Origin of the sequence: Catenuloplanes japonicus, from assembly GCF_000717135.1 — a bacterium.
Classification (GTDB): Bacteria; Actinomycetota; Actinomycetes; order Mycobacteriales; family Micromonosporaceae; genus Catenuloplanes; species Catenuloplanes japonicus.
In genome coordinates this window covers 521,196-533,180 of sequence record NZ_JNXY01000006.1, presented here as the reverse complement: position 1 = coordinate 533,180, position 11,985 = coordinate 521,196, and the positions used below count along the sequence as shown (strand labels likewise).

Sequence of the window (11,985 nt, the reverse complement as noted above, 5' to 3'; positions counted from 1 at the left end):
CCCCTGCCAGCCCCCACCGACCCCACGGCACCACGCGCGCCACCCACACTCACCTTCGCACCCCACCGCCCAGCCACCCCTGCCAGCCCTCACCGACCGCGCCCACCACACGCGCCACCAGCCCTGCCGCCCGCCAGCCCTCGCGACCCGCCAGCCCTCGCTGCCAGTCAGCCCTCGCCACCAGTCAGCCCCCGCCGCCCACCAGCCCCCGCGACCCACCAGCCCTCGCCGCCCACCAGCCCCGCCGCCAGTCAGCCCCCGCTGCCAGCCAGCCCCCGCGGGGCTGGCCGCGAGGGCTGGCAGCGAGGCCGGGGAGCGGCCGTCAGCCTCGCGTTCGCCGAGTCGCCACCGCAGCGCCAGCGTTGCTGCGCTCCGACGTTGAAGTCCGGATCCCTTGCGATCAACGGGCACTCCGTGCCCGAAATTTCATGAAATAGAATCCCAGGTGACCATGCCGACCTCACCCTGACGCGGAAACCCAGTAAAGGATCATTGAGTGCCGCAAAAACCAGGTCCGGCCGCACCATTGACCTGGTTTCTGCGGCACTCAATGATCCTTTGGCGCGAGGGCGCTCAGGCCAGCTCGCGCCCAGGCGTCTGCGGTGCAGCGCCCGAGCCGATCGGGCGTGGGGCGCCCGAGGCCCGCCTCCGGCCAGGACCCGGCGCCGGGGTCCCTTCCGCGTGAATGACCTCAGCGGGGTTGTGGGGTTTCTGGAGCACGGCGGAACCGGCTCCTCGCGACGAGCGGAGCGCCGGCGGAGCCCGACGTGAGGCTTGCCCGCGGGAGCGACTCTGTTGCCCATTCCCGTTCGGTGCAATTGGTCGCGATGCCCGAGCCCAGGCCGAGCTGCGCAGCGCGCCAGGTCCGCCGGGACAGGACGCTCCGCGCCCGAAATTTCGGTATATCAGGCCCTGAACGGCGACCGTTGCGGCTTCTGACGCAGGTCCAGGCTTCCTGATTCACTCTTCGTGTTCGTTCCCCCAGGCGGGGCAGTCCGTCTTGCGGCTTCTGGGTCACAGGCCGGCCGTGGCTTCCGGCCTTGATCAACGGCCGTATGTACGTTCTCCACGCTGTGAGTGCCTGAGACCGCAGAGAACGTACATACGACCGTTGATCAAGGCCCACAGCATTCCGTGGGCGAGCGCCATGAGATGACATATCCGACATCGCCGGCCTTCCGGCGACAGGGTCAGGCTGCCGGGCCACCAGGCCAGCTATTTCCTGAAATTTCGGGCACGGAGCGCCCGTCGACCGAGATCGGTCCCGGACCTTGACGCCGAAATATCGGCAGGCGCCCGGGTTCTCACACGGCGACCACGCGGATCTCACCGCTCACCGCGCTCGCCGTGAATGGGCGACAGAGTCGGGAGCATGCGGGCCGCACCACGCCGGAAGCGGGGCACACAAGATCTTGAACTCGATCTGTTCCGGGAGGACCGGCCGTCCCCGAGGCGCAGGCGCGCGCCTCGGGGAAACGAAAAGCTACGCCCAGAGTTGGCCGTCGAGCGCTTCCTCGGCCTCGGCGAGCGTGCCGCCGTAGGCGCCGGTGGAGAGATATTTCCAGCCACCATCGGCGACCAGGAAGGCCACGTCGGCGCGCCGCCCCGCCTTGACCGCCTCGTGCGCGACATTGAGCGCCGCATGCAGGACCGCGCCCGTGGAGAAGCCCGCGAAGAGGCCTTCGACCTCGACGAGCTGCCTGGTACGCAGCACCGAGTCGCGGGTGCCGACGGAGAAGCGGCGGGTGAGGACGGTGGCGTCGTAGAGCTCGGGGACGTAGCCCTCGTCGAGGTTGCGGAGGCCGTAGACGAGCTCGCCGTAGCGGGGCTCGGCGGCCACGATCTCGATGTTCTCCACCTTTTCGCGCAGGTAACGGCCGGTGCCCATGAGCGTGCCGGTGGTGCCGAGGCCGGCCACGAAGTGCGTGATCGAGGGCAGGTCGCGGAGCAGCTCGGGGCCGGTGGTCTCGTAGTGGGCGCGCGCGTTGGCCTCGTTGCCGTACTGGTAGAGCATCACCCAGTCGGGGTGCTCGGCCGCGATCTGCTTCGCGGTGGCGACGGCCTGGTTGGAGCCGCCGGCCGCGGGCGAGAAAATGATCTCGGCGCCGTACATGCGGAGGAGCTGGGTGCGCTCGGCGGAGACATTTTCCGGCATGACGCAGACCAGGCGGTAGCCGCGGAGCTTCGCCACCATGGCCAGTGAGATGCCGGTGTTTCCGCTGGTCGGCTCCAGGATGGTGTCACCCGGACGGATCCGGCCGGCCTCCTCGGCCGCCCGGATCATGAACGCGGCGGCGCGGTCCTTCACGCTGCCGGTCGGGTTGCGATCCTCGAGCTTCGCCCACAGGCGGACCGGTGGCGCCCCTTCGGGCACCACCGGCGACAGGCGAGGCAGTCCGATCAGCGGCGTGTCGCCGCCGAGGTCCAGCAGGCTGTCAAACCGCGCCATGAGGGCTAGCGGCCGTTGTGGCCGAGCAGCGCGGCCGCGGCGGCGAACCCGAACGCGCCACCGGCGACGGCGGGCAGCACGGTCACGGAGGCGCCGTCGGAGATCTTGGCGTCGAGGCCGCCGAGGAAGCGGACGTCCTCGTCGTTGACGTAGATGTTCACGAAGCGGTGCAGCGCGCCCTCCGGCGTGACCAGGCGGCCGCGGATGCCGGAGTGGCGGGTGTCGAGGTCGGTGAGCAGGTCGGCGAGCGTGTCGCCGGAGCCCTCGACGACCTTCGCGCCGCCGGTGTAGCTGCGCAGGATGGTGGGGATGCGAACTTCGATGGCCATGGTGGCGTACTCCTGAAGGAAGAATCGACAAACGACGATAGAAGGGGAACGATTACGGCTTTCGGGCGCGCAGTATCAGCGCCGACACTCGTAATCGACCGTCGTCGGACTCTGACCGAACATGTACGTCTGGACCGCGTGCGGATCAGACACCATGGGGCATCAGCTCCATGGACTCAATGGTGCCATCCCGCACCTCGACCGGCTCCTCGGTGACCTGACCGTCCACGATGCGGAACGAGCGGATCTCCTCCGAGTCCGGCTCCCGGGTGGAGACCAGCAGGTAGTGTGCCCCGGGCTCGCCCGCGAAGGAGACGTCGGTGCGGGACGGGAACGCCTCGGTGGCGGTGTGCGAGTGGTAGATGACCACCGGCTCCTCGTCACGGTCGTCCATCTCGCGCCAGACGCGCAGCTGCTCCATCGAGTCGAACTCGTAGAACGTCATCGACCGGGCCGCGTTGTCCATCGGGATGTGCCGCGCGGGCCGGTCACTGCCGGCCGGGCCGGCGACGACGCCACACGCCTCGTCCGGGTGGTCCCGGCGGGCGTGCGCGACGATCGCATCGAGAATCGCCCGGTCAATGGTCAGCACGTCGGCCACTTTACCTCCCAGCCAGGAGCCCGGGACGTCCCCGTGGCGGCCGTCACCCGTCGATGAGCGCGTGCAGGAGCGACTCCTGCAGATAGCCCAGATAGGCGTAGACGGACAGCTGGAACACGCGGGTGGACGTGGGGTCGTGCAGAACCGCGTCGTCCAGCTCCTCGCCGAGGTCGGTGTCGCCGGTGATCTCCAGCCGGATGCCCATCGCCAGCCGCGCGTCGTTGATCGCGCGCAGCCAGGCCTCGGCCTCCTCCGCGTCGAGCGCGACGTCGCCCGAGCCCTCGGACGGCAGCCCGGCGAGGATCGCGCCGGCCTGGTCGATCTTCGCGGTCTTCAGGTCGCCCTCGGTGTAGCGGCGGACCTCCTCGCTCTCCGCGGGCTCGTCCGGATAGATCGCCGGAAACAGCCGGTCGACCACCGGGTCGTCGTGGTCGAAACCGTCCGTGAGTAGGCCCACGACCTCGCCCGCGACCTTGCGCAGCACGCGCACCTCGTCCTGGGCGAAGCTGGCCACGCAGTGTGACCCCTGGCGCCGGAACATTATCGGTCTCCCCCTGTCACTGCGCCTTTTTCAACGTGGTCCCCACTCGTGCGCGCCCGCCCCGTGGACTCCTCCGCGGCATCGACTCGCTCGCCAGGTTGAAAAATGCTCACTGCCGATCCACCGTCGCCCACAAACCATAGGCATGCAGCTGGGAGGCATCGTGCTCCATGCGCTCACGCGCACCGGTGGAGACCACCGCCCTGCCCTTGTGGTGGACCGCCAGCATCAACTCCTCGGCCTTCTCCCTGCTGTATCCGAACAGCTTCTGGAAAACCCAGGTCACATACGTCATGAGATTGACCGGGTCATCCCAGACGATCGTCACCCACGGACGGTCCTCGGCCGGGAGCTCTTCGATGTCTGGCGTCTTCTCCGGTGCGATCTGCGGCGCCGCCATGTCCCCATCGTGCCACCGAGTCCGCTGTGGTGAGGAACCGACCGAACCACGAGTCGCTCAACTCAGCAGAATGCCGTGGTCCACCGCGTCGGTCAGCACGGCGCCGAGCGAGCGCTGCACGGCCTCGAACCGGCGGGAGATCTCCCGCAGCAGCTCCAGCTCGACGCCGCGGATGGCCAGCTGGAGCCAGGAACGGGCCCGGTTGTTGTCCCGGTTCGCGGGGTGGCGCCAGTACGCGTAGCAGGCGCCGGACAGCCCGATGCCGAGCCCGGGAAGCGGCCGCGGTACGCCGGGCGTGTGATAAGCCGTGAGCGCGGTGACCGCGCCCTCGCCGGCCACGGTCGCGACGCCGCCGGTGTTCGTCACCAACAGCACGCGCTCGAGATCGCGGGCGGACCGGTCGTCGGCGAACCCGTCCCGGACGGCCGCGACCACCCGGCGGCGGGCCGCCTCGGTGGCCGGCTCGTCCAGCACCAGCTCCAGCAGGTCGTCGATGATCTTGTCGGCGGCCGAGTCGCACTCCGCGACCGCGGAGAGCGACAGCGCGTGCATCTCCCGGTCGAGCGCGCCGGGCAGTCCGGCGCAGCCGTCGCCGAACACGATCTCCTGCACGCAGCGCAGGTGGATGTTGGCGACCTCGATCGCGAGCCGCTGCCGGATCAGCTGCGTGCTGGTCCGCGTCATGTCCTCCAGGCGTTCGGCCCAGCCGGACCGGTCCGCGTCCGAGGCGATGTGCACGGTGCGGCCCGCGCCCGGCGGCACCGGCGGGTTGATGCTGGCCCGCTCCAGCGCCTCCAGACCGGACCACTCGCTGAGCGCGCGGCGCAGGAACGCGGTGTCGCCCATGGCCGGGTCGACCGTGTGCCAGCTCGCGTCCGCGGCGGACGGGACCGCGGCGATCACGGCGTCGCGCGCGTCGCTGATCGCGGTCTCGACCGTGCCGTCACCCCAGGCGCCGTCCGTGGCGGGGGTGAGCGCGAAGAACAGGTGGACGCCGGCCTTGTGCAGCTCGCCGAGGAGCGTGGCCTCGGCCGGCTCCAGCACGTGACCTGCGGCGACGACATAGAGGACCGCGCCGCCGCGGACGGCCGCGTCCAGCAGGATCTGGGTGCCGGCGGCGGAGAGCCGTTCCGCGTCCGGCGTGTCGACCAGCGCGAAGTGCCGCAGCAGTGGGTTGGGCAGCGTGAGCTCGATGCGGCGCGGCGGGCGGGCACCGGACTCCTCGCCGGGCGGCGGCGGGGTGAACGGCTGCGGCTGGCGGTTGCCGGGCACGTAGGCGCACACGTCGCGACTGTGCCCGTACGTGACGACCAGGTAGCTGCCGCCGGGCCGGGCGAGCAGCGGGCCGGGCGCGTCCAGCAGCGCGCCGAGCACGCCGTCCCGCCCGCTGCCCTTCGCGCCGACGATCATGAGGGCGATCGGCTCGTCCGGGACCGGCTGCTCCGCGTGGGCGGGCCGGGGACGTGACGACTTCCGCTGCTTCGGCGCCGGAGACACGCTGTTCTGCGCCTGGGTCGGCCCGCTCTGCTGCATGGTGCGGCTCCTCAACGGATGTGCGGAGGTTCAAGCCGTGGGCGTGGGCGGCCACACGGCATGGAAGACGCTACGTGAAGGCGTGCTCACGCCACAGATCCTGCGGTACTCAATGGACTCGTGGATCATTACTCAATTCCGCCATTACGGTAACTGTGCGGAGCCGGGTCGGATCTATATGCTGCTCGGGTGCGTCCGTGGAGCTTCGTCGGCCGGACCCAGGAGTTGCAGCGCCTCGTCGTCGCCGCCACCAGCGGAAGCGAACGCGGCCTCATTTTCAGCGGTAGCGCCGGTATTGGCAAGAGCCGCCTTCTACGCGAAGGCGTCGACGTGCTACCCGGAGACGGTTACGCCACGTGGTACGCGTCAGCCAACATCGCCACCGCGGGTCTCCCCTTCGGAGGCCTCGCCCAGGTTCTGCCACCCAGTCAGCCGGTCGGTCTCTCCCCGGCCGGTCTCCTGCGCTGGGCGATGGACTCCCTGGTGGAGCGCGCGGCCGGACGCCCGATCGTGCTGGCGATCGATGATGCGCACCTGCTCGATCCCACCTCGGCCGCGCTGGTCTACCTGATCGCCCGGTCCGGCCACGCCACCGTGCTCGGCACGCTGCGTAGCGGGGAACCGGTGCCGTTACCCATTCGGGCACTGTGGACCGACGATCTGGTGGATCATGCGGAGCTGTCGCCGCTGACCATCTCGGACACCACGCACATCCTCGGCGAGATGCTCGGCGGCGAGGTCGAGTCCGCGTCCTCGGAGCGACTGTGGCGCATGTGCCTGGGCAACGCGCTGTTCCTGCGCGAACTGGTGATCGCGGCGCAGTCCGGCGACGAGATGATCCAGCACTTCGGCGTGTGGCGGTGGACCGGGCGGCTGGAGCTGGCGCCGGACCTCACCGACCTGATCGACACGCGCATCGGCCGGCTCAGCCCGGACGTGCGTACCGCCGTGGAGCTGGTCGCGCTGGGCGAGCCGCTCGGCCTGGACCTGCTGACGAAGATAGTGCGGCCCGCCGAGGTGGAGATCGCGGAGGAGCGCGGCCTGATCCGGGTCACCTCCGACGACCGGCGGCACAACGTGCGGCTGGCCCACCCGCTCTACGGCGAGGTGGTGCGCCGCCGCTGCCCGGTCAGCCGCAGCCGCCGCCTCACCGCCCAGCTCGCGGACGCGGTCGAGGGCGTGGGCGCGCGCCGCCGCGACGACCTGCTGCGCGTTGCGGTGTGGCGGCTCGACTCCGGCACCGCGAAGGATCCCGCGCTGCTGCTCAACGCCGGCATGCAGGCGTACAGCCGGTTCGACGTGCCGCTCGCGCTGCGCCTGGCCAAGGCCGCGGTGGACGCGGACGGCGGCTTCCCGGCCGCGGAGCTGCTGGCCACGCTGCTGATGTTCGCTGACCAGCCGGACGACGCGCAGCAGGTGATCGACTCCGTGCAGCACGAGGCGGACTGCGAGGAGCGCAAGACCCGGTGGTACTCGGCGCGGGCGCTGATCGGCTTCTGGGGCCTGAGCCACGAGAAGACGGTCACGGAGATCTCCGAGGCGGTCGGTGGCCTGGAGAACCCGAACCACCGCTCCCGGCTGCGTGCGTTCGAGTCGATGATGCGGTTCCACCAGATGGAGCACGAGGACGCGCTGAACATCGGCCGCGGCGTGCTGGACCGCCCGGCCACGGACGGGATCAGCCGCGCGCTGGTCTACAGCATGCTCACCCACCTGCGGGCCGCCCGCGGCGAGCTGGGCGACAGCGACCGGGCCGCGTCCCGGGTGCTGGCCGACCTGGCGGCGTGGCAGACCGAGATGCCGTACATCAAGGTCGCGATGGAGCTCGGCCGCGGCACCCGCCTGGTGCTCGGTGGCGACCTGCGCAGCATCGACGAGATCGTGGCGGACGAGTTCGCGGACCTGGCCGACGCGGGCGAGTTCCGGCTCGGCTCCGGCTACGTCTCGGTGCTGCGCGCCCAGGCGGCGCGGCTGCGCGGGCGGACCGGCGACGCGCTGCGGCACAGTCTGCAGGCGTGCGCGATGCTGGCGGCCAGCAAGGTCTTCGCCGGGCTGGCCCACGCGGAGCGTGCGATGGCCGCGGCGCTGCGGGGCGAGGCCGCGCTCGCGGCCGAGGCGATGGCGGACTCCGACCGTACCCACGGCACGAACATGATCGTCCTCTATCCGTGGCGGGAACAGGCCCGCGCCTGGACGCGCGCGGCCGGCGGCGACCTGGCCGGCGCGGTGGACACGCTGCGCGAGCTGGCCGAGCGGCTGCGCCGGGACAGGATGGCCGGCCACGAGCTGTACGCGTTGCACGACCTGGTCCGGCTCGGCTTCCCGGCGCTGCCGCTGGCGATGCCGGACGGCGGCCTGATCTCGGTCACGGATCGGCTGGCGGAGCTGGCCCGGCAGGTCGACGGCCCGATGCCGTCGCTGATCTCCCGGCACGCGAAGGCCGCGGCCGAGGAGTCGACCGCGGGGCTGCTCTGGGTCGCGGACGAGTTCGCCCGGCAGGACTTCCTGCTCTACGCGGCGGAGGCGATCGCGACCGCGATCCGGCTGCTGCGCGACCAGCGCTCGCCGCAGACCCAGCTGATCAACGCGAAACTGGCCGAGCTGAAGGAGCGCTGCCAGCTGATCGACACGCCCGCGCTGCGCGTCGACCGGGTGCGGCTGACCGAGCGGGAACGGCAGGTCGCGGAGCTGGCCGCGATGGGCACGCCGAGCCGGGAGATCGCGGAGCAGCTGTACCTCTCCGCCCGCACCGTGGAGAACCATCTCCAGCGCGTCTACGTGAAGCTCGGCGTGACCGGCCGCGTCGAGCTGCCGCACGCGCTCAGATCGATCTCAGACTGAGTTAGACTCCTCACAGAGCTAACCCGGGGTTCATCGCATAAGCTGAGCTCGTGACTGCTACCACCTCGCTGCTGACCGACCACTACGAGCTGACGATGATCAGCGCGGCACTCCGCGACGGCACCGCCAACCGTCAGTGCGTCTTCGAGGTCTTCGCGAGGCGGTTACCCACGGGCCGCCGCTACGGCGTCGTCGCCGGCACCACGCGCCTGGTCGAGCTGATCAAGGCGTTCCGGTTCTCCGCGGACGACGTCGACTTTCTGCGGCGCACCGGCGTGGTCGACGAGCTCACCGCCGAGTGGCTCTCCACCTACCAGTTCAAAGGCGACATCGATGGGTACGCCGAGGGCGAGCTCTTCTTCCCCGGCTCCCCGATCATGACCGTGTCCGGCACGTTCGCGGAGTGCGTGATCCTGGAGACGCTGATCCTCTCCGTCCTCAACCACGACTGCGCGATCGCGGCCGCGGCCACCCGCATGGTCACCGCCGCCCGCGGCCGCAGCGTGATCGAGATGGGCTCCCGGCGCACCCACGAGGAGGCCGCCACCGCCGCGTCCCGCGCCTCCTACCTGGCCGGCTTCACCGCCACCTCGAACCTGGCGGCCGGCCTGCGCTACGGCGTGCCGACCGCGGGCACGTCCGCGCACGCGTTCACGCTGCTGCACGACGACGAGCCGACCGCGTTCGCGTCCCAGGTCAAGGCGCTCGGCACCGGCACCACGCTGCTCGTCGACACGTACGACATCAGTCAGGGCATCCGCAACGCCATCCAGGCCGCCGGGCCGGAGCTGCGCGCGGTCCGCATCGACTCCGGCGACCTGTCCGTGCTCGCCGTGCAGTCCCGTGAGCTGCTCGACTCGCTCGGCGCCACCGAAACCAAGATTGTCGTCTCCGGCGACCTGGACGAGTACGCGATCGCCGCACTCGCCGCCGAGCCGGTCGACATCTACGGCGCCGGCACCTCCGTCGTCACCGGCTCCGGCGCACCCACCGCCGGCCTGGTCTACAAGCTGGTCGAGGTCGAGGGCCGCCCGGTCGTCAAGCGCTCGGAGAACAAGCGCACGGTCGGCGGCCGCAAGACCGCGGTCCGCCGCCACAAGCCGACCGGCACCGCGACCGAGGAGATCGTCGTCTCCCAGGGCGTGCCGGACCACCTGCCCAACGACCGCCTGCTCCAGCACTCGTACGTGGCGAACGGCGAGTTCCTGGACATGCCCACGCTCGCCGAGGCCCGCGAGCACCTGCGGCAGTGCCTGATCTCCATCCCGTGGGAGGGGCTCAAGCTCTCCGCCGGCGATCCCGCGATCCCGGTCGTCATGGTCTCCGCCTCCTGAAAGGCTGTTTCACGATGACTCGTGCACTGATAATCGTCGACGTCCAGAACGACTTCTGCGAGGGCGGCTCACTGGCCGTGACCGGCGGCGCCGGAGTGGCCGAAGCCATCTCCACGGCGCTGTCGTCAGGCGGCTGGGACCACGTGGTGGCGACGAAGGACTACCACATCGACCCGGGCGCGCACTTCTCCGAGACGCCGGACTTCGTCGACTCCTGGCCCGCACACTGCGTGGTCGGCACGGACGGGTCCGAGTTCCACCCGGCGCTGGACACCGCGCGCGTCGAGGCGGTCTTCCACAAGGGCCGGCGCGCGGCGGCGTACTCCGGCTTCGAGGGCGCGACCACCACCGGCGAGCAGCTGACCGACTGGCTCCGCGCCCGCGACGTCACCGCCGTGGACGTGGTCGGCATCGCCACCGACCACTGCGTGCGCGCCACCGCGCTGGACGCGGCCGCGGCCGGCTTCGACACCACCGTGCTGCTCGACCTGACCGCCGGCGTAGCAGCGGCCACCACGGAGTCCGCGCTGACCCGGCTCGCGGAGGCGTCCGTCACGCTGACCGGAAAACCGGTGGTAATTAGCTCGTAACGTACCGGACCCATGCGGCAGCATGTCCCGCATGGGTCTCCGGGGGTACGGCAGTGTGCTGCGGCTGCGCGGCGTGTTCGCACTACTGCTGATCGGCTTCCTCGCCCGCGTCCCGATCACCGCGACCACGATGGCCATCACGCTGCACGTGACCGACGAGCAGCACCTCGGCTACCTCCAGGCCGGCCTGGTCGGCGCCGCCATGACGGTCGGCACCGCGCTCGGCTCCCCGCTGCTCGGCCGCTGGGCCGACCGCGTCGGCATCCGCCCGGTCATCGTGCTCACCGGCGTCGCCGGCAGCGCGTTCTGGCTGCTCTCGCCGCGCCTGCCGTACACCTGGCTGCTCTGCGCCGCCGCCGTCGGCGGCCTGCTCACGCTGCCCGCGTTCTCGATCGTCCGGCAGGCGCTGACCGCGATGGTGCCGGAAGGCCGGCGCCGCCAGGCATTCTCGCTGGACGCGATGACCGTCGAGCTGTCCTACATGACCGGCCCGGCCGGCGCGGTCCTGCTCGCCAGCACGATCTCCCCCAGCGTCGCCATGCTCGCGATCGGCGGCGCGCTGGCGCTGTCCGCCGCCCTGATGGCCCTGCTCAACCCGCCGATCCGCGCAGACCACGAAAAGCCCGTCGCCGGTACGGTCCGGCTGCCCCGCCGCGCCTGGCTGCGCCCGCCGCTGCTCACCGCCTACGCGATCGCGGCCGCCTCCACGCTCGTCCTCGGCGGCACCGACGTCGCCACCGTGGCCGTCCTGCGCGACGGCGGCGAGATCCGGTGGACCGGCCTCGTCCTCGGCCTCTGGGCCGCCGCATCGCTGGCCGGCGGCTTCGTCTACGGCACGCTCCCCCGCCCGCTCGGCGCGGTCGGCCTCCTGGCCGGCCTGGCCGTGCTCACCATCCCGGTCGGCCTGGCCGGCGACACCTGGTGGCTGCTGGCCCTCGCCCTCATCCCGGCCGGCGCACTCTGCGCCCCCACCCTGACCGCCACCACCGAACAGGTCAGCGCGCTCGCTCCCGCCTCGGTCCGCGGCGAGGCCCTCGGCCTGCACGGCTCCTCGCTCACGGTCGGCATGGCCATCGGCGCACCCCTGGCCGGCGCCGTCATCGACGCTTTCGGCGGCGGCTGGGGCTTCGCCGCGGTCGGCATCGCGGGCCTGCTGATCGCCGCGGCGGCGTTCCCGATCGTGGCCCGGCACCGGCGCGGGAGCACGCTCCTCGACGAGGACGCGGAGCGGGCCTTGACGGCACAACCGATCAAGGCGTGACGGGCCACCTCGGCACCTCAAGATCAAATTCAAGATCCCGTTCATCTTCCCGCTTCCGGCGTGGTCCGGCAGCGTTGCTCCCGCGGGCACCGGTCGTCGCTGGCGC

Annotated in this window: 9 protein-coding genes and 1 pseudogene; 4 read left to right on the top strand and 6 right to left on the bottom strand. The window is 71.2% G+C overall.

Translation table 11 applies throughout. The features are described from left to right. Positions 1 to 1,483: 1,483 nt before the first annotated feature. The 6 genes and pseudogenes from OP04_RS13160 to OP04_RS13135 all read right to left on the bottom strand — a co-directional run bounded on the left by OP04_RS13160 (position 1,484) and on the right by OP04_RS13135 (position 5,853). Complete coding sequence (locus tag OP04_RS13160; RefSeq protein WP_033339802.1) at positions 1,484 to 2,449, bottom strand: PLP-dependent cysteine synthase family protein; 966 nt, start codon at positions 2,447 to 2,449, stop codon at positions 1,484 to 1,486. Positions 2,450 to 2,454: 5 nt separating this feature from the next. After that, positions 2,455 to 2,778 carry a MoaD/ThiS family protein gene (locus OP04_RS13155; RefSeq protein ID WP_033339801.1) on the bottom strand — a complete coding sequence of 108 codons (324 nt, stop codon included), beginning with the start codon at positions 2,776 to 2,778 and terminating at the stop codon, positions 2,455 to 2,457. A 75-nt stretch (positions 2,779 to 2,853) separates the two neighbouring features. Further along, positions 2,854 to 3,370 (bottom strand): annotated as a pseudogene (locus OP04_RS48465) (Mov34/MPN/PAD-1 family protein). Positions 3,371 to 3,422: 52 nt separating this feature from the next. Further along, complete coding sequence (locus OP04_RS13145) at positions 3,423 to 3,920, bottom strand: DUF2017 domain-containing protein (protein ID WP_033339800.1); 498 nt, start codon at positions 3,918 to 3,920, stop codon at positions 3,423 to 3,425. A 109-nt stretch (positions 3,921 to 4,029) separates the two neighbouring features. Beyond that, on the bottom strand, positions 4,030 to 4,320 hold the full coding sequence (clpS, locus tag OP04_RS13140) for an ATP-dependent Clp protease adapter ClpS (protein ID WP_033339799.1): 291 nt from the start codon (positions 4,318 to 4,320) through the stop codon (positions 4,030 to 4,032). A gap of 57 nt (positions 4,321 to 4,377) precedes the next feature. Continuing rightward, positions 4,378 to 5,853 carry a hypothetical protein gene (locus tag OP04_RS13135; RefSeq protein WP_051797751.1) on the bottom strand — a complete coding sequence of 492 codons (1,476 nt, stop codon included), beginning with the start codon at positions 5,851 to 5,853 and terminating at the stop codon, positions 4,378 to 4,380. Between the two features lie 189 nt (positions 5,854 to 6,042). On the opposite strand from OP04_RS13135, the gene OP04_RS13130 reads away from it, so the two are divergent. Genes OP04_RS13130 through OP04_RS13115 form a run of 4 tightly spaced genes read left to right on the top strand, consistent with a single transcriptional unit; the run spans position 6,043 to position 11,879 of the window. After that, positions 6,043 to 8,694 carry a LuxR C-terminal-related transcriptional regulator gene (locus tag OP04_RS13130; protein WP_033339798.1) on the top strand — a complete coding sequence of 884 codons (2,652 nt, stop codon included), beginning with the start codon at positions 6,043 to 6,045 and terminating at the stop codon, positions 8,692 to 8,694. Positions 8,695 to 8,744: 50 nt separating this feature from the next. After that, complete coding sequence (locus OP04_RS13125) at positions 8,745 to 10,028, top strand: nicotinate phosphoribosyltransferase (protein WP_033339797.1); 1,284 nt, start codon at positions 8,745 to 8,747, stop codon at positions 10,026 to 10,028. Positions 10,029 to 10,042: 14 nt separating this feature from the next. Then, positions 10,043 to 10,618 (top strand): isochorismatase family protein, encoded by a 576-nt coding sequence (locus OP04_RS13120; protein ID WP_033339796.1) that lies wholly within the window; start codon positions 10,043 to 10,045, stop codon positions 10,616 to 10,618. A 31-nt stretch (positions 10,619 to 10,649) separates the two neighbouring features. Further along, entirely contained in the window at positions 10,650 to 11,879 is a 1,230-nt protein-coding gene (locus tag OP04_RS13115) for an MFS transporter (RefSeq protein WP_157239770.1), read from the top strand. Positions 11,880 to 11,985 lie beyond the last annotated feature (106 nt).